Annotated in this window: 23 protein-coding genes and 1 pseudogene; 13 read left to right on the top strand and 11 right to left on the bottom strand. The window is 63.7% G+C overall.

Going from position 1 to position 17832, the window contains the following annotated elements; translation table 11 throughout:
• Positions 1-208: 208 nt before the first annotated feature.
• The 3 genes from AC0L2D_RS04435 to AC0L2D_RS04425 all read left to right on the top strand — a co-directional run bounded on the left by AC0L2D_RS04435 (position 209) and on the right by AC0L2D_RS04425 (position 2684).
• The gene (locus tag AC0L2D_RS04435) at positions 209-691 is read left to right on the top strand and encodes a GNAT family N-acetyltransferase (RefSeq protein ID WP_473540450.1); all 483 of its coding nucleotides are present in this window, start codon (positions 209-211) and stop codon (positions 689-691) included.
• 15 nt (positions 692-706) lie between these two features.
• The gene (locus AC0L2D_RS04430; RefSeq protein ID WP_473540449.1) at positions 707-1090 is read left to right on the top strand and encodes an ACT domain-containing protein; all 384 of its coding nucleotides are present in this window, start codon (positions 707-709) and stop codon (positions 1088-1090) included.
• 160 nt (positions 1091-1250) lie between these two features.
• Positions 1251-2684 carry an aldehyde dehydrogenase family protein gene (locus AC0L2D_RS04425; protein WP_473540448.1) on the top strand — a complete coding sequence of 478 codons (1434 nt, stop codon included), beginning with the start codon at positions 1251-1253 and terminating at the stop codon, positions 2682-2684.
• Positions 2685-2797: 113 nt separating this feature from the next.
• Here the strand turns inward: AC0L2D_RS04425 and AC0L2D_RS04420 are convergent, their stop codons facing one another.
• Together AC0L2D_RS04420 and AC0L2D_RS04415 are read right to left on the bottom strand one after the other, a co-directional pair.
• Positions 2798-3037 (bottom strand): hypothetical protein, encoded by a 240-nt coding sequence (locus tag AC0L2D_RS04420; protein WP_473540447.1) that lies wholly within the window; start codon positions 3035-3037, stop codon positions 2798-2800.
• A gap of 245 nt (positions 3038-3282) precedes the next feature.
• Positions 3283-3678 carry a hypothetical protein gene (locus tag AC0L2D_RS04415; protein ID WP_473540446.1) on the bottom strand — a complete coding sequence of 132 codons (396 nt, stop codon included), beginning with the start codon at positions 3676-3678 and terminating at the stop codon, positions 3283-3285.
• Positions 3679-3855: 177 nt separating this feature from the next.
• Here AC0L2D_RS04415 and AC0L2D_RS04410 point away from each other — a divergent pair, with 177 nt between their 5' ends.
• From AC0L2D_RS04410 to arsK, 8 genes are all read left to right on the top strand, one after another.
• Complete coding sequence (locus AC0L2D_RS04410; protein WP_473540445.1) at positions 3856-4278, top strand: antitoxin Xre/MbcA/ParS toxin-binding domain-containing protein; 423 nt, start codon at positions 3856-3858, stop codon at positions 4276-4278.
• Positions 4272-4970, top strand: coding sequence for an RES family NAD+ phosphorylase (locus AC0L2D_RS04405; RefSeq protein WP_473540444.1), 699 nt, complete (start codon positions 4272-4274; stop codon positions 4968-4970). Before AC0L2D_RS04410 ends, AC0L2D_RS04405 begins: the two co-directional genes overlap by 7 nt.
• A gap of 74 nt (positions 4971-5044) precedes the next feature.
• A complete protein-coding gene (locus AC0L2D_RS04400; RefSeq protein ID WP_292335385.1) occupies positions 5045-5377 on the top strand; it encodes an ArsR/SmtB family transcription factor in 333 nt (110 codons plus the stop codon).
• Between the two features lie 47 nt (positions 5378-5424).
• Complete coding sequence (gene arsB, locus AC0L2D_RS04395) at positions 5425-6534, top strand: ACR3 family arsenite efflux transporter (RefSeq protein WP_473540443.1); 1110 nt, start codon at positions 5425-5427, stop codon at positions 6532-6534.
• The gene (gene arsC / locus AC0L2D_RS04390; protein ID WP_064994011.1) at positions 6531-6953 is read left to right on the top strand and encodes an arsenate reductase (glutaredoxin); all 423 of its coding nucleotides are present in this window, start codon (positions 6531-6533) and stop codon (positions 6951-6953) included. Before arsB ends, arsC begins: the two co-directional genes overlap by 4 nt.
• 63 nt (positions 6954-7016) lie before the next feature.
• Complete coding sequence (locus AC0L2D_RS04385) at positions 7017-7337, top strand: ArsR/SmtB family transcription factor (RefSeq protein ID WP_064994010.1); 321 nt, start codon at positions 7017-7019, stop codon at positions 7335-7337.
• A 44-nt stretch (positions 7338-7381) separates the two neighbouring features.
• The gene (locus AC0L2D_RS04380) at positions 7382-8809 is read left to right on the top strand and encodes an NAD(P)-binding domain-containing protein (RefSeq protein WP_473540442.1); all 1428 of its coding nucleotides are present in this window, start codon (positions 7382-7384) and stop codon (positions 8807-8809) included.
• Positions 8802-10046, top strand: a complete 1245-nt coding sequence (arsK, locus tag AC0L2D_RS04375) for an arsenite efflux MFS transporter ArsK (protein WP_024501779.1) — start codon at positions 8802-8804, stop codon at positions 10044-10046. The genes AC0L2D_RS04380 and arsK overlap by 8 nt, the downstream gene beginning before the upstream one ends.
• A gap of 10 nt (positions 10047-10056) precedes the next feature.
• On the opposite strand, the gene AC0L2D_RS04370 is transcribed toward arsK, so the two are convergent.
• From AC0L2D_RS04370 to AC0L2D_RS04340, 7 genes are all read right to left on the bottom strand, one after another.
• Positions 10057-10815, bottom strand: coding sequence for an amino acid ABC transporter ATP-binding protein (locus AC0L2D_RS04370; RefSeq protein ID WP_013530555.1), 759 nt, complete (start codon positions 10813-10815; stop codon positions 10057-10059).
• Between the two features lie 26 nt (positions 10816-10841).
• Positions 10842-11516 (bottom strand): amino acid ABC transporter permease, encoded by a 675-nt coding sequence (locus AC0L2D_RS04365; protein ID WP_064994008.1) that lies wholly within the window; start codon positions 11514-11516, stop codon positions 10842-10844.
• Entirely contained in the window at positions 11513-12184 is a 672-nt protein-coding gene (locus AC0L2D_RS04360; RefSeq protein ID WP_013530557.1) for an amino acid ABC transporter permease, read from the bottom strand. Before AC0L2D_RS04360 ends, AC0L2D_RS04365 begins: the two co-directional genes overlap by 4 nt.
• Positions 12185-12289: 105 nt before the next feature.
• On the bottom strand, positions 12290-13096 hold the full coding sequence (locus AC0L2D_RS04355) for an ABC transporter substrate-binding protein (RefSeq protein ID WP_064994007.1): 807 nt from the start codon (positions 13094-13096) through the stop codon (positions 12290-12292).
• Between the two features lie 110 nt (positions 13097-13206).
• Entirely contained in the window at positions 13207-14370 is a 1164-nt protein-coding gene (locus tag AC0L2D_RS04350; protein ID WP_064994080.1) for a saccharopine dehydrogenase family protein, read from the bottom strand.
• Complete coding sequence (locus AC0L2D_RS04345) at positions 14367-14867, bottom strand: Lrp/AsnC family transcriptional regulator (RefSeq protein WP_024501775.1); 501 nt, start codon at positions 14865-14867, stop codon at positions 14367-14369. The genes AC0L2D_RS04350 and AC0L2D_RS04345 overlap by 4 nt, the downstream gene beginning before the upstream one ends.
• A gap of 131 nt (positions 14868-14998) precedes the next feature.
• Positions 14999-15871: a LysR substrate-binding domain-containing protein gene (locus tag AC0L2D_RS04340; protein WP_275952556.1), complete on the bottom strand. Its 873-nt coding sequence runs from the start codon at positions 15869-15871 to the stop codon at positions 14999-15001.
• Between the two features lie 137 nt (positions 15872-16008).
• Between AC0L2D_RS04340 and AC0L2D_RS04335 the strand changes: the two genes are divergently transcribed.
• Both AC0L2D_RS04335 and AC0L2D_RS04330 read left to right on the top strand, forming a co-directional pair.
• The gene (locus AC0L2D_RS04335; RefSeq protein ID WP_224675006.1) at positions 16009-16215 is read left to right on the top strand and encodes a hypothetical protein; all 207 of its coding nucleotides are present in this window, start codon (positions 16009-16011) and stop codon (positions 16213-16215) included.
• Positions 16216-16236: 21 nt separating this feature from the next.
• Positions 16237-16987, top strand: a pseudogene (locus AC0L2D_RS04330) (sulfite exporter TauE/SafE family protein).
• Between the two features lie 35 nt (positions 16988-17022).
• Here the strand turns inward: AC0L2D_RS04330 and AC0L2D_RS04325 are convergent.
• Together AC0L2D_RS04325 and AC0L2D_RS04320 are read right to left on the bottom strand one after the other, a co-directional pair.
• The gene (locus tag AC0L2D_RS04325; protein WP_473540441.1) at positions 17023-17517 is read right to left on the bottom strand and encodes a GNAT family N-acetyltransferase; all 495 of its coding nucleotides are present in this window, start codon (positions 17515-17517) and stop codon (positions 17023-17025) included.
• Positions 17514-17804, bottom strand: coding sequence for a type II toxin-antitoxin system TacA family antitoxin (locus tag AC0L2D_RS04320; RefSeq protein WP_013530564.1), 291 nt, complete (start codon positions 17802-17804; stop codon positions 17514-17516). Before AC0L2D_RS04320 ends, AC0L2D_RS04325 begins: the two co-directional genes overlap by 4 nt.
• Between the last annotated feature and the right edge of the window lie 28 nt (positions 17805-17832).

Raw genomic sequence — 17832 nt, 5'->3', positions numbered from 1 at the left:
AGGTGCCTTGACGCGCCGTACTTCCTGCTCCAGCTTGGCGCCATGTTCGCCTTTGCGCCAGCCATCACCAAGCGACGCCGCCCCTGCACGATGCGGAGCGGCAAGCTGATTGCGCGACGACAAAGACCGGCAGGATAGACCCGGTTCTTTCGTTTCCAGCCCCGCCCGCGAAACCGCCGGCGGGGTTTTTCATGTCTGGAGCACTTTGATGACCAACAATTCTTCCATCCGGCTTCGGCCGGCCGAGCCCACTGACGCCGCCGCCATCCGGGATATCGTTCGCGCCGCCTATGCCAAATGGGTGCCGGTGATCGGCCGCGAGCCGCTACCTATGCGCGCCGACTATGACAAGGCCGTTGCCGAGCATCCGTTCGATCTCGCCGTCGAGGATGATCGGATCGTGGGAATGATCGAAACAACCATCCTGGCCGAGGATCACCTGTGGATCGAGAATGTCTGCGTGGCACCGGATGCACAGGGCAGGGGGATCGGCCGGCTGTTGCTGGAGCTGGCCGAGCGCAAGGCGATCGAAGCAGGACGTGCCGAGCTTCGCCTGCTGACCAATGGCGCCTTCGAGGCGAATGTGTCGCTCTACAAGAGGCAGGGCTATATCGTGGACCGGGAAGAGCCGTTCATGGGCGGCATGACGGTCTATATGAGCAAGAAGCTCGCGGGATCACCGGCGATCTGAGGAAGGAGTTCGATAATGGCTGCCAGGGTCAGGCTTAAGCAACTCTCAGGGTTTTACGCGGTTTCCCGGCTGGCGGCGGGCGAGACCATTCCCGGTTGGGCGGACGGGCCAGGCTTCGTCAGCATCACAAGGACCGACGACGAGCTTTCGATCGTTTGCCTGCAGGATCGTGTGCCGGATGGCGTCAAGCAGGATATCGACTGGGTGGCCTTCAAACTCCAGGGGCCGTTTGCCTTCGACGAAACCGGTATCGTGCTGTCGGTCATCAGGCCGTTGTCGGAAAACGGGTTGGGCATCTTCCTGGTGTCCACTTTCGATGGCGACCATCTGTTGGTGAAAGCGACGGATCAGGCCGCCGCGAGGCGGTTTCTGGTCGAGGCCGGGCATATCCTGCTGTAGGCCATCCTCACCAAGCCGGTTGCTGGCCCAACCGCTCTGGTTCAATGACTGCCGCACTGGCTCAACCACTTCGGGGTTGCGTTTGACAGCGGCGTTTGTGCATCGTTATCTCCAGCCAGATATGACGGCCCGGCGCGGCCATGCGGCCAAGGAGAAAACCATGTCACACAATCTGCAGTTCTATATCGATGGCGCGTGGGTCGATCCTGTTGTGCCCAACACATTGGACGTCATCGATCCCTCGAATGAGGACGCTTTTGCGCAGATTTCGCTCGGCTCAAAGGCCGATGTCGACAAGGCGGTGGCTGCCGCCAAGCGCGCCTTCAACAGCTTTGGCTTCACCGAGGTCGGCGAGCGGCTCGACCTGTTGAACCGCATCATCGCGGTCTACAAGAAGCGCAGTGGCGATCTTGCGGTTGCCGTGTCGCGCGAGATGGGCGCGCCGCGCCAGATGGCGTTGGACAGCCAGGTCGGCATCGGGCTGGCGCATCTGCAGAAGATGGCCGACGTGCTGAAGACTTTCGAATTCCGCCACGTCAAGGGCAACCATCTGGTGGTCAAGGAGCCGATCGGCGTCGTCGGGCTGATCACGCCGTGGAACTGGCCGCTCAACCAGATCACCTGCAAGGTCGGCCCGGCGCTTGCTGCCGGCTGCACCACGGTGCTGAAGCCCTCCGAGATCGCGCCGCTCGACGCCATCATCTTCGCCGAAATCCTCGACGAGGCCGGCGTGCCGAAGGGCGTCTTCAACCTCGTCAATGGCGACGGACCGGGCGTCGGCCAGGCGCTGTCCAGCCATCCTGACATCGACATGATGTCGTTCACCGGTTCAACCCGTGCCGGCATCCTGGTGGCCAAGGCCGCCGCCGACACGGTCAAGCGCGTGCATCAGGAGCTTGGCGGCAAGTCGGCCAACATCCTGTTCGGGGATGTCGACCTCGCAAGCGCCGTCAGCAAGGGCGTCGCCGGCTGCTTCAGCAACAGCGGCCAGTCCTGCAACGCGCCGACGCGCATGTTCGTGCCGCGCGACCGCCATGACGAGGCAGCCGGCTATGCCAAGGCGGCTGCGGAAAAGTTCACCGTCGGCCCCGCCGACGCCGCCGGCACCAAGCTTGGCCCGGTCGTCAGCCAGGTCCAGTTCGACAAGATCCAGGACCTGATCCAGGCCGGCATCGACGAGGGTGCGACGCTGGTGGTCGGCGGCCCCGGCCGGCCGGCCGAGCTCAACCGCGGCTACTATGTCAGGCCGACCGTGTTCGCCGGCGTCACCCACGACATGCGCATCGCGCGGGAGGAAATCTTCGGACCGGTGCTGGCGATCATGCCCTATGACAGCGTTGATGAGGTGGTCGAGACCGCCAACGACACCGTCTATGGTCTCGCCTCCTACATCCAGGCCAAGGACATGAACAAGGCGCGCGAAGTCGCGGCGCGCATGCGCACCGGCAATGTCTACATCAACTATCCCCAGTGGGACGCCGGCCTGCCGTTCGGCGGCTACAAGCAGTCGGGCAACGGCCGCGAATATGCCGAATACGGGCTCGAGGATTTCCTCGAGATCAAGGGTATCGCCGGATATGAGGCGGCCGAGTAGGTACGAGATTTTTTGAGGCGGGCGGCCGGTGCCGACCCCACTAGGCAATCTACAAGGGCGCGGCTTGGGTGCGCTCTTGCCATTTGGAGTCCATCGACCGACCCTGCTTGTTGCTATTCAGCGAAGCCTTGATCGTTGGCCACTTTCCCGTCCGTTGCAACTTCGGGTTCGTGCGGTCTAAGGGCGACGCCGTCTTGCGTCGTTGTCGCAGGCTCGGGTTCCTTTGCCGGTCCAGTGAGCAGCTTGATATTGGGCTCAGGGGCTTCCTTGGAAAAATACTGTAACGCGACTTGAAAACCTGCGTAGTTATTCTCAATCGCTGTTATGCCCGCGTCTGGAATCGTCATCAGCAAGTATATGGTTGCCAATACATTCCATGCTTTGGCAAACCCTCGTTTTTTCTGACCATCACTTTGCGAGGCTTCTGCGCTTCGAAGGATCGCGTGTGTATTGAGTAGGTGATCGATTAGACCGTCGACTCCGTAAAATTCAAGCTTGTCGATAATAACACGAAGAGTTAAAAAAGAACTGACGAGTAGTGTTGCGAAAACATCGTTTCCGTCTTTAATTTCCTTTATTGCGTCATCAAGTTTCTTAATTAGGTCAGCCCGTTCACACTCAGTGGTGCCACTTTTTTGACTGTATGTCCTGCCATCATAAGAGTGTTAAGTGCAACATCCCTAAAGGCAGTATCTCGCACTCCTCGCCATTGTCCGGTTAAACTGGTTGATGAGAGAAACGACGCCACTTGAGCGCAGGCGCTATCAAACGCAGATCGGAAGGGCTCTGGAGTGTCAGTCAACGAGGCTACTAAGGAACGAAGCCGATGGATTCTTGAAGAGATCGCGGCAAGCGTCGAAAAGAACTCCGCACTATCAACATCGACGCCAAATTTTTTGGCAAGCGTCCTGCTCGTAACGTCTTTTGAATCAACACCCTTAAGCATTGTGCAAAGCTGGAACAGTTCAGTAGACGGATCCGTGATTTCAGCCATCAGCATCCCCAAGCGTTTGTCCAAACCTACATCAGATTGCTTAAAGTGAGTATTGAAAACGCGCGTCGCTGAGCGCTGACCGGGGGCAGTCAACAGGACGCTTTGGCCCAAGGCTAGCGCGCCCCCTTGCCATTTGGCAAATGAATGCTATATATCTGCCAATAGCGAGGCACCGAAATGCAGCTCCAGTCCATTGTCACGACACCGGCCACGGTTGGAAGCGTCATCACCGATGACGAGGCTGGCGCGCTGGCGCGCACCACGGTCAATCTGTTCAAGGCCTGGAACCTCACCGACCTGGAGGCCTGCATCCTGCTCGGCGGCATGTCGGCGCGGACCTGGGCGCGTTGGAAGACTGGGGCGAAGGAAGGCGGCGTCGGCAGGATCGACCGTGACCTGCGCACCCGCATGGCGCATCTGATGGGCATCCATAAGGGCCTGCGTTACCTTTTCACGGAGCCGGCGCGCGGCTATGCCTGGATCCGCAAGCCCAATGCCACCTTCGACGGCCAGTCGGCTCTCGACCTGATGCTGCGCGGCGAAATTTCCGATCTCTCGGCGATGCGCGAATGGCTCGATGCGGAGCGTGGTGGATGGTGAGTGGGCTTGCGGTCCGTCGCGGCGTCCATTGGCACCAGACCTTCCGCATCATCCGCTCCATCCACCCGCCGATCGACCTGTTCGAAGACATTGCTGATCCGCGCGACTGGGAGGCGCTTGCCGCCGTCGAGGCGAAGACCAACCCGCGCATAAGGTTCGAGATCGGCGATCTCGGCAAGGTGTCGGCCGCAAGGCGGGTTTCCGGCCCCGGCGCCAGCTTCGTGATGGCGCCCTTCGTGCACTGCTCGACGCTGAGGCCAGGCCGCTTCTCGGATGGCAGCTACGGCATCTACTATGCCGGCGACAGTGAGGAGGTGGCGCTGGCCGAGACCATCCACCACCACCAGAAATTCATGCGTGCCACCAATGAGGGGCCGGGCTGGACTGCGGATTTCCGCGTGCTGATCGGCAGCGTCGACCGCGACCTCGATGACGTCAACGCCGTGCCCGGCGTGCTCGACCCGGACGACTATTCCGCCTCGCAGGCGGAAGGGCGGGCGCTGCGGGCAGCAGGCAGCGACGGATTGGTGTGGAACAGCGTGCGCATGCCGGGCGGCGGCTGTATCGGCATCTTCTGGCCAGATGTCATTACCATTCCAGTGCAGGGCCGCCACTACAGCTACCACTGGGACGGCGCCCGCGTGGATTTCGTGCGCCAGCACGATACGGGAAAGGTGCTGGCCGTCACCTGATGGTGGGCGGATACCCTTTACAGATCGTGGGGGAGTTGGTACTCACGAATCCATAAATCCAAGGATTCGGATATATGGATAAGAAAGGTACTTTGAACGCGCTGGCCGCACTTGGCCAGGAGACGCGGCTGGATGTCTTCCGGCTGCTCGTGCGTGCCAGCCCGGAAGGCATTCCGGCGGGCGAGATCGCAACGAGGCTGGACACGGTCCAGAACACCATGTCGGCGCATCTGAAGGTGCTCGCCCATGCCGGGCTGATCCGTCCCGAACGCGACGGAAGGACCGTGCGCTATGTCGCCGACATGACCGGCTTGCGCGACCTGCTGGCCTATCTGATGGAAGATTGCTGCAATGGCGCGCCGGAGCTCTGCCGCCCGGTCATCAATGCCGTGACCTGTGACTGCTGAGGGGCTTGTGACTGTCCGCCGCGCGCCGTTCGAACAAGGAAGCCATCATGACCGATCATGCTCTGAACACAGCTGAGGCGGTGCGGCCCGGCATCGGCTTCGTCGAGAAATATCTGACGGTGTGGGTGGCACTGTGCATCGTCGCGGGCATCGCGCTTGGCCATCTGCTGCCGGGCGTGTTCGGCGCCATCGCGTCGGCCGAGATCGCCAGGGTCAACATTCCTGTCGCCGTGCTGATCTGGCTGATGATCGTGCCGATGCTCTTGCGCGTCGATTTCGCCTCGCTGGCCAAGGTCGGCACCTATTGGCGCGGCATCGGCGTGACGCTGTTCATCAACTGGGCGGTGAAGCCGTTCTCGATGGCGCTGCTGGGCTGGCTCTTCATCGGCTGGTTGTTCCGGCCGTGGCTGCCCGCCGTGCAGATCGATTCCTACATTGCCGGGCTGATCATCCTTGCCGCGGCGCCCTGCACGGCGATGGTTTTCGTCTGGTCGAACCTGACGCGCGGCGAGCCGAATTTCACGCTGTCGCAGGTAGCGCTCAACGACGCTATCATGATCGTTGCTTTCGCGCCAATCGTCGGCCTGCTGCTCGGCCTGTCGGCGATCACCGTGCCATGGGGCACGCTGATGCTGTCGGTCGCACTCTACATCGTCGCGCCGGTGATCGTCGCGCAACTGGTTCGTGGCCGGCTGCTGGCAGCGAGGGGACAGGCCGGGCTTGAGGCCCTGCTTGCCACGCTGCAGCCCCTGTCGCTGGTTGCCTTGCTGGCGACGTTGGTGCTGCTGTTCGGCTTTCAGGGCGAGCAGATCATCGCGCAGCCATTGGTGATCGTGCTGCTGGCGGTGCCGATCCTGATCCAGGTCTATTTCAATTCCGGTCTTGCCTATCTGCTCAACCGCCTCAGCGGCGAACGACACTGCGTGGCTGGACCATCGGCGCTGATCGGCGCGTCGAACTTCTTCGAGCTGGCGGTGGCCGCCGCGATCGCGCTGTTCGGGCTGAATTCTGGCGCGGCCCTTGCCACTGTGGTCGGGGTGCTCATCGAGGTTCCGGTCATGCTGTCGGTGGTGTGGATCGTGAACCGCAGCAAGGGCTGGTACGAGATGGGCGGCGCCGTCCGGAATACCATGTCGGCTGAGAGGACCTCGAAATGACCATCACCATCTACCACAATCCCGATTGCGGCACGTCGCGCAACACGTTGGCCATGATCCGCCAGTCGGGCGAGGAGCCGGAGGTGATCGAATATCTGAAGACGCCGCCATCGCGCGAAAGGTTGGTCGAACTGATCGCGGCGATGGGCATTACACCGCGCGCCCTGCTGCGCGAGAAGGGCACACCCTATGCCGAACTCGGCCTTGCCGACCCGAAATGGTCCGACCAGCAGATCCTCGATTTCATGCTGGCACATCCGATCCTGATCAACCGGCCGATCGTCGTCAGTCCGCTCGGCGTCGTGCTGGCGCGGCCGTCGGAAAAGGTGCTGGACATCCTGCCCAACCCGGAGATCGGCGCGTTCACCAAGGAGGATGGCGAGGTGGTCATTTACGCCTCGGGCAAGCGCGCCGGCTGATGCTATTTCCATAATTTTCGAAATTGGGTTGACGGCGCGAAAAGTGCCGCGTAGCTTATTTCCATGAAACTCGAAAAAGCAGCCGCGCAGCTTGAAGCGCTCGGCAATCCGACGCGGCTTCAGCTCTATCGCATCCTGGTGCGGGCCGGTGATGACGGGCTTGCCGTCGGCAGCGTCCAGGGCAGGCTCGACATTCCGTCCTCCACGCTGTCGCATCACCTCAAACGGCTGGTCGATACCGGGCTTGTCACGCAGGAACGGCAAGCGACGACGCTGATCTGCCGCGCCAACTATCCCGGCATGAATGCGCTGATCGGCTATCTCGCCGACGAGTGCTGCGCGGATGCTGCCTGCGCGCCCGCCGTCGGCAAAGCACTGGCCTGATTTTTCTGCGCGTATAATTCGAAGATACCGGAAGGATCGAACCTATGGACATGATGACAGATCTTCCCGTCGCGGTAATTGGCGCCGGCCCGGTCGGCCTTGCCGCCGCGGCGCATCTGGTCGAGCGCGGCATCCGTCCACTCATCCTGGAGCGCGGCGAAAGTGTTGGGGCCGCACTGCTCGAATGGGGCCATGTGCGGGTGTTCTCGCCTTGGGAATACAACATCGACGCGGCGGGGCGGGCGCTGCTCGACCGCTCCGGCTGGACGGCGCCGGACAGCCAGGGCCTACCGACCGGCGGCGAGATCGTGCGCGACTATCTGGCGCCGCTTGGCCGGCTTCCGGCGATCGCCGCCAATTTGAAGCTGGGCGCCGAAGTCACCGCGATCACCCGTCAGGGGCACGACAAGGTCGCCAATGAGGGCCGCAAGGACGCGCCCTTCGTCATCCGCTACCGCGATGGCGGCGGTGAGCACCGCTTTCTCGCACGCGCCGTCATCGACGCATCCGGAACATGGTGGCGGCCAAACCCGATCGGCATCGACGGGCTGCCGGTTGCCGGCGAAGGCAAGGCGTCGGCACGCATCGCCTATGGCATTCCCGACGTGGTCGGCAAGGCGAGAGAAGACTATGCGGGCAAGCGCATCCTGGTCATCGGCGGCGGGCACTCGGCCATCAACGTCGCGCTGGCGCTGATGGAGTTGCAGGATGGCGCGCCTGGCACCGAAATCTTCTGGGCGCTGCGGCACGCCAGCATCGAGAGATTGCTCGGCGGCGGGCTGAACGACCAGTTGCCGGAACGTGGTGCGCTCGGGCTGGCCGCCAGGCAGGCGATGGCGGACGGCAGGCTGAACATGCTGACGGGCTTCGCCGTCGACCGCATCGAGACGCAAGGCGAGAAGCTTGCCGTCGACGCCCACCTCGCCGGCAAGCCGTTCAGCCTGGCCGTGGACCGCATCGTCGTCACCACCGGCTTCAGGCCAGACCTGTCGTTCCTCGGCGAAATCCGCATCGCGCTCGATCCCGTCGTCGAAGCGCCGCCGGCACTGGCGCCGCTGATCGATCCGAACTTCCACTCATGCGGCACGGTTCCCGCGCATGGCATTGCGGAACTCGCGCATCCCGAACCCGGTTTCACCATCGTCGGCTCGAAATCCTACGGCCGTGCCCCGACTTTCCTGATGGCGACCGGCTACGAGCAGGTCCGCTCGGTGGTGGCCGATATTGCCGGAGACCATGCCGCGGCCCGCGAGGTGCGGCTGGTGCTGCCGGAGACCGGCGTGTGCAGTGCCGTCGGTGTCGCGACGGTATCGGAAAGCGCCGGCTGCTGTGGCGGGCCTGCTCCCGCCGCTGTCGATGCCTGCTGCGTCAGGGATGCGGCCGCCAAGGCAACGGGCGCGTCGGGTTGCGGCTGCGCAACCGCGCCGGCCACCGAGACGCGAGAGAATATGGCGGCCGGCGTCGATGCCTGAACGATCCGTCCTGCGCAAGGCAATCTGGGCGCTTGGGCTGACCCAGATCATCGGCTACGGCACGCTCTATTACAGCTTCTCGATCCTGGCGCCGGCAATGGCACGCGAGTTCGGGCTCACGGAAGGCTGGGTATTCGCAGCCCTGTCGGCCTCGCTGTTTGCCGGCAGCCTGTTCGCGCCGACTGCCGGGCGGTGGGCCGACCGCTTCGGCGCCGGCCGCATCATGACCGTCGGCTCGGTCGCGGCGGCTGTGGCGCTGGCGCTGTGCGCCGTCGCACCCGGCCGCGTGAGCTTCGTTCTGGGATTGCTGGCGATGGAACTGGCCTCCAGCTTCGTCCTCTACAGCGCTGCCTTCGTGGCGATCGTGCAGGTCGGGGTTCCCCGGCCGCAACGCAGCATCACCCATCTGACGCTGATCGCCGGGTTTGCCTCTACCCTGTTCTGGCCGCTGACCTCGGCGCTGCATGCGCATCTCACATGGCGCGAGGTCTACCTTTTGTTCGCCGCTCTCAATCTCGGCCTATGCCTGCCGATCCACGCCTGGCTGATGCGCCTGTCGCGTCGCCACGCAACGGTCACGCCGCATGAGCGCGGTTCCGCTCCCGATGAAGCGGGAATGCCGCTCGATGCGCGGCGCGGCCGGGCCGCATTCCTGCTGATGCTGGCGGGGTTCGCCACCGAGGGTTTCGTGCTGTCGGCGATCCTCATCCACATGGTGCCGCTGACGGCGGCCCTTGGGCTCGGCACCGCAGGCCTGTTCGTCTCGACCCTGTTCGGGCCGGCGCAGGTCGCCAGCCGGTTGATCAACATGCTGTTTGGCGGGCGGCTGCAGCAGACGCACCTTGCCGTCATTGCCGCGTCACTGCTCACGGCCGGGCTGTGTGCGCTGTTGCTGACCACGCCATGGCTGCCCGGCGCCTTCGTGTTCGTGTTCCTGTTCGGCCTCGGCTCCGGCCTCACCAGCATCGTCGGCGGCACCTTGCCGCTCGAACTCTTCGGCCGCGAAGGCTATGGCGCGCGGCTGGGATGGGCGAGCGCTGCCCGCCAGTTCACTTCGGCCTTCGCGCCGTTCGCGCTCGCCTTCATGATGGCGCGGACATCCGTCGCCAATTCCTTGTGGGTGCTGGTAGTCGTCGCCGCGAGCGGGGTCATCGCCTTCCTCGCCATCGCGCTGCTCAGGCGGCGCGGCGGCCCGGCGGCGTTTGCGATTGGCGGCAGCGCGGAAGAGGCGACCTGACCGCCCGCCGTCAGTGCCGCAGAATCTTGCTCAGGAAAGCGCGGCTGCGGTCGGTCTTGGGGTGTGAGAAGAACTCGTCGGGCGTGCCGCTTTCGACGATGGCGCCGGCGTCCATGAACACCACGCGCTGGGCGACCTTGCGGGCAAAGCCCATCTCGTGCGTCACCACCATCATGGTCATGCCTTCCTCGGCGACCGCGACCATGACGTCGAGCACTTCGGAAATCATCTCGGGATCGAGCGCCGAGGTCGGCTCGTCGAACAGCATGATTTTGGGCCGCATGCCGAGGCAACGCGCGATCGCCACGCGCTGCTGCTGGCCGCCGGAGAGCTGTGCTGGATAGGCATTGACCTTGTCGGCGAGGCCTACCTTGGCCAGCAATTCGCGGCCGGCCTTTTCGGCTTCGGCACGCGGGATCTTGCGGACATGGATGGGGGCGAGCGTGACGTTTTCGAGTGCCGTCTTATGCGGGTAGAGGTTGAACGACTGGAAGACGAAGCCGATCTCGGTGCGCAGCTGGGTCATGTTGGTGGCGGGGTCGCCCAGGCGCTGGCCGTCGACGACGAGGTCGCCGTTCTTGATCGCCTCCAGGCCGTTGACGCAGCGGATCAGAGTGCTTTTGCCCGAGCCGCTCGGGCCGCAGACGACGACCACTTCGCGCGGTTCGACGCTGAGCGTGATGTCCTTGAGCACGTTGAGCGAGCCGAACCATTTGTTGACGCCGCGAAAGTCGATCATGCCGGTTTTGGCAAGGCCCGTTTTGGTCATGTTTTCTGGACCTTTGGGGTTGGAAGTCACAACTGCACCTCGCCATGCGCCGCGCCCATGCGCTGCTCCAGCCGGCGGGCCAGCATGATCAGCGGATAGCAGACGATGAAATAGCCGACGCCGACGAGGAAGAACACCAGCAGGCCGTTGGGCACACGCTGCACCACCAGCCAGCCGACGCGAGTGAGGTCGGTTAATCCGATGGCCGAGACGACAGAAGAATCCTTGATCAGCAGCACATATTGCCCGACCAATGGCGGCAGCACGATGCGCATCGCCTGCGGCAGCACCACCTGGCGCATGCGCTGCCAGCGCGACAGGCCGGACGCCAGTGCCGCCTCGACCTGGCCTGTCGGCACCGAGCGGATGCCGGCGACGACGATCTCGCAGATGAAGCAGGCAGCCAGATTGGTCAGCGCGATGATGCCGGCGGTGAAGGCGTCGAGCTCGATGCCGAACTCCGGCAGGATGAAGAAGATCAGGAAGATCTGCACCAGGAACGGCGTGCCGCGGATCAGGTCGACCCAGGCGCCGATCAAGCCCGAGATCAGCCGGTTGCCGCCGGTGCGCAAGATGCCGAGGCCGAAGCCGAGCATGGTGCCGAGCACCAGGCTGATCAGCGACAGCAACACGGTCATGCCGAGGCCGCGCAGGGCCAGTGGATAGGAGCCGGCGAGGCTTTGCAGTTGTTGCCAGATCATGTCCGCGCCCCCGCTGTGCCGAGCCAGCGGCTGGAGAGCCCAGCCAGTCCTTTCAGGCCGTAATAGAGCAGCAGATAGAAGGCGGCGATGGTGAGGAAACCTTCCGCCGGCATGAAGCGGTCGGAGGCGAGCAATTGACCGGCGCGCGTCAGTTCCGAAACCGAGATCAGCGACAAAAGGGCGGAATCCTTGACCAGCACGATCGCTTGGCCGAGCAGCGGCGGGATCGTCACCTTGAAGGCTTGCGGCAGGACGACAAGGCGCATGCGCTGGACATAGGTCATGCCCGAAGCGACGCTGGCCTCGACCTGGCCGCGCGGGATCGACAGGATGCCGGCGCGAATGATTTCAGCGATATAGGCGCCGCTGTTCAGCGACAACGCGAGGATGCCGACGACGAGTTCCGGCAGAACGAAGCCGAGCCGGGGCAGGCCGAAATAAAGAAAATAGAGCTGCGCCAGCAAGGGCGTGGCACGCACCGCATCGATATAGGCCTTGGCTGGGGCGCGAAACAGCCAGCCGCGCTGCAGATTCATGGCGCACAGCACGATGCCGACGATGAGCGCGCCGACAAAGGACAGCGCCGACAGCCAAACGGTCGTGACCAGGCCCTGTCCGAACAACGGCAGGTATTCGACGATGGTGCGGAAACTGAAATTTTCGAGCATCGTTGGGTGAAATCCCCAGAGCGCAGGAAACGACAGATGAAACGAAATTCCGGGCGGCTTCGCGGCGTTTAAGATGCGCGCGAAACCGCCTGGATTTATCGCTGCTTAGTGATCCTTCTTCCAGGCGTCGGAATTGACCCAGTAGTCGAGGTTCTTCTGCAGGCGGCCGTCGATAGTGACCTGGTTGAGGAACAGGTTCATCCAGATCAACAGGTCCGGCTCATCATAGCGGGTGGCGAAGGCAAGCGGCTCCTTCGACAGAAGGTCCGGCATGATGGTGAAGGTGCCGGCCGGATAGGCGGTCGACTGGCCTTTGACCGCCGAGACGTCGTTGACGCCGCAGTCGGCCTGGCCGTTGTTGACGGCGTCAAGCAGCAGCGGACCGCCACCCTTGTAGCTCTTGATGTCGGCATCGGGGAAGGCTTTCTTGGCTTCCTTCTCGCCGGTGGCGCCGAGCAGCACGGCGATCTTGGTGCCCTTGGCTTTGCAGTCCTCGGTGGTCTTGAACTTGCTGTCGGCCTTGGTGAAGACGGTGCTGCCCGTGTACATGTAAGGCGTGGTAAAGGCGACCTTCATGCCGCGCGCCAGCGTCGGTGTCATGTCGGCAACCAGCAGGTCGGCCTTGCCCGACAGCAGCGCCGGGATCAAACCATCCCAGTCGAAGTCGAGGAAGGTGATTTTCACACCCATTTCCTTGGCCATCAGTTCGGCCAGTTCGACCGAACTGCCGGTGCGTTCGCCATTGGCGCCGACCAGCGAGAAGGGCGGTCCCTGGGTCTGCACGGCGACGCGCAATTCGCCGCGCTTGGTGATGTCGTCGAGCGTACCCGCACTGGCCGCAGCGGTGAGCCCGGCGAGCGCAAGCCCGGCGATGAAAAGTCTTCCGGCGATGAAAAGTCTGGCAATCTTCATTTCGGTATTCCTCCCTGTTGTCGTTAATGTGTGCCCGCGGTTCTCCTTGGGCTCCTTTTTGAGCGGCAGCGCCGTTGCCGGCGGCAGCCACCGTTCGAAAATCTTTCGCCTCAGTCCCGTGCCACCGTCTCGGAAACCGTGATGCCACGCCTGGCCAATTCATCGAAGAACCTGATGTCGGGCACATCCAGCAGCGGGTTCAAAAAGCCGGGTCTGGTGATCTCGCCCCTCGCCAGCATCTGCGCCACGATGCTGGCGGGATAGCCGACGCCGAGGCTCATGCCGAACAGGCCGGAAACGAGATCGCGTTCGATGATCAGGTCCGACGTCACCGTCTTGGCGCGGCCGCCTTCGAGGCCGGAAAAGACATTGCGCATCACGCAAAGATCCTTTTCGCCGGGGCCGTATTGCAATTGCGGGCCGAGCAGCCGGCCAAGGAATTCGCGCGGGCTGTTGGAGGTGCCGGGCACCTTGTCCTCAGAGAGGAAACCGAGTTCCTTCAACGGCGCCCAGAAGGCCGACCATCCCGGCCAGCGCAGTGTGTAGCGGCCGGAGCGGCGCAGCCCTTTTGCGGCGTCCAGCATCTCGACATAGTGCAGCGCGTCGCCATTGGGGAAGGCTTCGAGCCTGCCGAGGCCGGCAACCTCGATTTCATGGATGAACGGATTGTCGTGCTGCTGGCCGGCAGGCACTGCGACACGGTTCCCGTCCTCGATCATCACGCTGTCGCGGTTCTGGCTGACCAGGACCATGTCGAAATTCCAGCTCACCTTGTAGCACAGCGGCTTGGCCATCGCCTTCGGCTCGGGGATGCCGCCGCAATAGGAATCGATCGAAGAAATCGAGTCGAACTGCCTGGCGGCGCGCGCGTAGAGCACGAGGTCGATGCCGGGGTCGAGCCCGCATTCGGTCATGATCGAGACACCGGCCTGTTCGGCGGCCGGCGCCAGGTCGGCGATCGACTTGGCGTAGTTGGTGGTGACCAGCGGCGTGCGCGTGGCAATCGCGGCCTTTACCGCCTCGCGCATCAGCGGCTGCGGCAACAGGTCGATGACGGCGTCGACATCATCAAGCACAGTGGCCAGGGCCTGGCCGATCGCGCCCTCAGGCACCACGAAGCGCACGCGGGCAAGATCGGTCAGGCCGGCAAGCCGGGCAGGGCCGTCCGGCGCGGTGTCGACGCAGACAATTTCCTCGACGCCGTCGCTGGCGACGAGGTCGGCGATTGCCGCCCGGCCTTGCAGGCCAAGGCCGCCGAGTACCGCGATCTTCATGCCGGCTCCTTACGATCGTCCGACCAGCAGCCTTCCGGCAGGCTGACCCATTTGTTGCAGGACGCCATGACGACGAATGTCTCGCTGCGCACGACTTCGCCTGGCTCGCCGGCGCCGGGGATCAGCTCGCTGGTGACGCGGTAGAGATCGGCGACGTCACCGGCCACCGTCACGTCGACGATGATATCGAAGCGCCCGGTGACCACCGAAGCCGAGTTGACGAAGGGCAGTTCGGCAATGCGCTGCGCCAGTTCGCGGGCCCGGCCGCGCCCTTGGGCATTGATGCCGACAATGGCGGAGATCAGCTCGGGGCGCTCGGTCAGGTTCAGCAGCCCGACGATCTTGAGCAGGTTGCGGTCGAGCAGGTTGCGCAGCCGCGAGCGCACCGTCGGCACCGAAATCGCCAATATCTCGGCGATCCGGTTGATGCCCGGCTGGGCGTCCTGCGACAGCTGTTTGACCAGCCGCCGATCGGTCAGATCGAGATGTTCCCGCAAAGTCCCCGTCTTTCACAAAAGGAAAAAAGTTTGGCGATTTTTTTGCCAATGTGCAAACAAGCTACGTCACGAACATTTGAAAAGCAAGGCAATGATTCAGCGCTGATGAGGATAGGTGCTCGCTGTCCGGCTCACGCCAGCGCTGTCGCGAGCAATTTTGCCTGCGGTGTCAACTCGTCGAAGCGGCGGGCGCAGAGGTTGAGCTGGCGCGTTGCCCAATCATCGGTCAGCCGCAGTGTGCGTAGCGTCCGCGCCGAGCGGCGGGCGGCACTTTCCGGCACGATGGCGATGCCGGCACCTTGCGCGACCAGCCGGCAGACATTGTCGAGGCCGGGAACGTGGATGCGGATATGCAGATGGCCGCCAAGGCGGGCCGCCTGGCGGGCGATGTGCTCCTGCAGCGCATGGCCGGTGCTGAGGCCGACGAAAGATTCGCCGAGAAGCTCAGTGAGGTTGACGGTGCGGCCTTCAAGGCCGGGCCGGTTTCGCGCGGCGATCACCACCAGCCGGTCGATGAAGAACGGTTTCTGCTCGAGGTGCGCAAGGCCGGCCCAGGTGGCGGCGATGCCGAGATCGGCCGCACCACTGGCCACGGCTTGCGCGATCTCATGGCTGGGGCGCTCGTCGAGCTCGATGTCGATGCCGGGGTGCGCGACAAGGAAGGCGGGCAGGATCTCGCGCAGCAACTCGGCTGTGGCGGCGGTGTTGGCCATCAGCCGGACGCGGGCGCGCAGGCCGGTGGCATAGGCGGCGAGGTCGCCGGCCATCGCTTCGATCTGGTTCTGCACGGCGCGCGCATGATGCAGCAGCGCCTGTCCGGCCGCCGTCGGCACCACCCCACGGCGCCGGCGCTCCAGCAGCGGCGCGCCGAGCCGCTCCTCCATGCCCTTGATGCGGGCGCTGGCCGACGCCAAGGCCAGTCCGGCAAGCTCGGCGCCATGGGTGATGCTGCCGCGTTCGGCGACCAGCAGGAACAGGCGGAGATCGACCAGATCGAAGCGCATTCTCTTGCTCCTGCGAATATTCAGCGCCGGGAAGGCGGTCGGCCAACCAGCCTTCGTCGTGGCCGAAGGCTGGCAGCGCAACTTCCACATTGTGATCGGCCAGGATTTTCGTCAAACAGTTTCGAAGGAGAATTGCGATGAACGAACGAACATCAGGCCGGCTAGGCATTCTTGAAAGCACGGCGATCGTGCTGGCCATTGCCGTGGCCGGCCTTGCCATGGCGCGAGCGGGATCAGGCCTGCGGGGATGCGCGGCGACGGTCGTATCCACCAGCCGCGATGCGGCGCCGGCAAAGGCCGCCAGCCCGGATGCCGAAGCAACCGATATGCTGCTGCATGACTGATCCGGCCCTGAAGATACGATCATGCTGAGCGCCGGCATCCTCGCCTGGATCGGCGCCGTGTTCCTCGCCGCCGGCTTCGTCAAGGGCGTCGTCGGCATGGGGCTGCCGACCGTGGCGATGGGGCTGCTGGCGGTAACGATGCCGCCAGCACAGGCCGCGGCACTGCTGCTGATCCCGTCGCTGGTTACCAACCTCTGGCAATTGCTGACCGGCCCGTCCTTCGGCCGGCTGTGCAAGCGGCTGTGGACGATGATGGCCGGCGTGATGCTCGGCACCGTTGCCGGCGCCGGCCTGCTGACCGGCACACACTCTGGCGTTGCCTCGGCCGGGCTCGGTGCGGCGCTGGTGCTTTACGCCATTCTCGGCCTCGCCAAAGCCGGCTTCACCACGCCGGCGCGCCGCGAAGCCTTGATGTCACCGCTGGTCGGGGTGGCGACCGGGCTGGTCACCGGCGCCACCGGCGTCTTCGTCATCCCGGCGGTGCCCTATCTGCAGTCGCTGCGGCTGGAGAAAGAAGACCTGATCCAGGCGCTCGGCCTGTCCTTCACCGTGTCGACGGCGGCGCTCGCCATCGGGTTGTTCAAGGCAGGCGCCCTGGCGTCGCCGAGTGCGCAACTGGTGGGGTCGGTCGCAGCCCTTTGCGCCGGCGCTGGCCGGCATGTTCGCCGGCCAGGCGCTGCGCCAGAAGATGAGCGTCGAGACCTTCCGCAAAGTGTTCTTCGCGGGGTTGCTGGCGCTTGGGGTCTATCTCGTGGGGGAGTTGGTGTTCTAGGCGCCGGACTTCCCCAGAGCACTGGCAGGAAGTCGTCAGCCAATGCTTTCGCTGAGATCAGCGAGCGTGACCATGAGTGTCAACGGCTCGACCGGCGAGGGCTCGAACCCGATGGTGATGTAGAAAGCTCGGGCATCGTCGGAAATCGCATGCACCACTATGCCTTTGATGCCCAGTATTTCAGCAGCCTGGAGAATTCGTAGACCGGCATCCCTTACCAGCGCCCGACCGATGCCCCGACCGTGATAGGCTTGGTCTATGGCCAACCTGCCTAGCACTGCGACGGGGATCGGATCGGGCATGTTGCGCCGGAAACGGCTGGAAGCTTCGACCATTTTCACGGCGCCGCTGGCAACGGCATAGTAGCCAATCACACGGTTGCCTTTGCAAGTCACATAGGTCCGGGATGCACCGCCCGCTTGATTGGTGCGAGCACGTTTTTTCAACCAATCGTCGAGCGCTGTAATGCCCGACGAAAATTCCCCGAGTTCGTGATGATCCGCGAGTGGAACCGGGACCGACAGCGTCACGCAGCTTCCCACGGAGCCTTTGTCGTCATCGTGCGGCGCAATCGGTCGTTGGGCTGCGGCGGCGCGTCGAGGCGTGCCAGAAACGCAGCGTAGACATCCGGTTCGACGGTAAACACGAGACGGTTGAGCAACGCTTCCTCAGCGGCGCGTTGCGAGGCTTCAAGCATGAAGTCGGTGCGATTCTTACCGAGCAATTCGGCTGCGCGGTCGATCAGATTGCGAACTTCCGGCTTGACGCGGATGTTGAGCGGAACGCTCTTCGGCACCGGATGATGTGACGTTGGCATGGACGGCTCCTTCGTCGCGCATATCTAG

Source organism: Mesorhizobium sp. WSM4833 (assembly GCF_055811095.1).
The sequence above is the reverse complement of the archived record's forward strand: the minus strand, read 5'-3'. Positions and strand labels throughout refer to the sequence as shown.

What these genes read in the sequence shown, in the direction of transcription:
- AC0L2D_RS04435 (WP_473540450.1), top strand. Translation starts at nt 209, where the DNA reads ATGACCAACAATTCTTCCATCCGGCTTCGGCCGGCCGAGCCCACTGAC.
- AC0L2D_RS04430 (WP_473540449.1), top strand. Translation starts at nt 707, where the DNA reads ATGGCTGCCAGGGTCAGGCTTAAGCAACTCTCAGGGTTTTACGCGGTT.
- AC0L2D_RS04425 (WP_473540448.1), top strand. Translation starts at nt 1,251, where the DNA reads ATGTCACACAATCTGCAGTTCTATATCGATGGCGCGTGGGTCGATCCT.
- AC0L2D_RS04415 (WP_473540446.1), bottom strand. Translation starts at nt 3,678, where the DNA reads ATGGCTGAAATCACGGATCCGTCTACTGAACTGTTCCAGCTTTGCACA.
- AC0L2D_RS04410 (WP_473540445.1), top strand. Translation starts at nt 3,856, where the DNA reads ATGCAGCTCCAGTCCATTGTCACGACACCGGCCACGGTTGGAAGCGTC.
- AC0L2D_RS04405 (WP_473540444.1), top strand. Translation starts at nt 4,272, where the DNA reads ATGGTGAGTGGGCTTGCGGTCCGTCGCGGCGTCCATTGGCACCAGACC.
- AC0L2D_RS04400 (WP_292335385.1), top strand. Translation starts at nt 5,045, where the DNA reads ATGGATAAGAAAGGTACTTTGAACGCGCTGGCCGCACTTGGCCAGGAG.
- arsB (WP_473540443.1), top strand. Translation starts at nt 5,425, where the DNA reads ATGACCGATCATGCTCTGAACACAGCTGAGGCGGTGCGGCCCGGCATC.
- arsC (WP_064994011.1), top strand. Translation starts at nt 6,531, where the DNA reads ATGACCATCACCATCTACCACAATCCCGATTGCGGCACGTCGCGCAAC.
- AC0L2D_RS04385 (WP_064994010.1), top strand. Translation starts at nt 7,017, where the DNA reads ATGAAACTCGAAAAAGCAGCCGCGCAGCTTGAAGCGCTCGGCAATCCG.
- AC0L2D_RS04380 (WP_473540442.1), top strand. Translation starts at nt 7,382, where the DNA reads ATGGACATGATGACAGATCTTCCCGTCGCGGTAATTGGCGCCGGCCCG.
- arsK (WP_024501779.1), top strand. Translation starts at nt 8,802, where the DNA reads ATGCCTGAACGATCCGTCCTGCGCAAGGCAATCTGGGCGCTTGGGCTG.
- AC0L2D_RS04370 (WP_013530555.1), bottom strand. Translation starts at nt 10,815, where the DNA reads ATGACCAAAACGGGCCTTGCCAAAACCGGCATGATCGACTTTCGCGGC.
- AC0L2D_RS04365 (WP_064994008.1), bottom strand. Translation starts at nt 11,516, where the DNA reads ATGATCTGGCAACAACTGCAAAGCCTCGCCGGCTCCTATCCACTGGCC.
- AC0L2D_RS04360 (WP_013530557.1), bottom strand. Translation starts at nt 12,184, where the DNA reads ATGCTCGAAAATTTCAGTTTCCGCACCATCGTCGAATACCTGCCGTTG.
- AC0L2D_RS04355 (WP_064994007.1), bottom strand. Translation starts at nt 13,096, where the DNA reads ATGAAGATTGCCAGACTTTTCATCGCCGGAAGACTTTTCATCGCCGGG.
- AC0L2D_RS04350 (WP_064994080.1), bottom strand. Translation starts at nt 14,370, where the DNA reads ATGAAGATCGCGGTACTCGGCGGCCTTGGCCTGCAAGGCCGGGCGGCA.
- AC0L2D_RS04340 (WP_275952556.1), bottom strand. Translation starts at nt 15,871, where the DNA reads ATGCGCTTCGATCTGGTCGATCTCCGCCTGTTCCTGCTGGTCGCCGAA.
- AC0L2D_RS04335 (WP_224675006.1), top strand. Translation starts at nt 16,009, where the DNA reads ATGAACGAACGAACATCAGGCCGGCTAGGCATTCTTGAAAGCACGGCG.
- AC0L2D_RS04320 (WP_013530564.1), bottom strand. Translation starts at nt 17,804, where the DNA reads ATGCCAACGTCACATCATCCGGTGCCGAAGAGCGTTCCGCTCAACATC.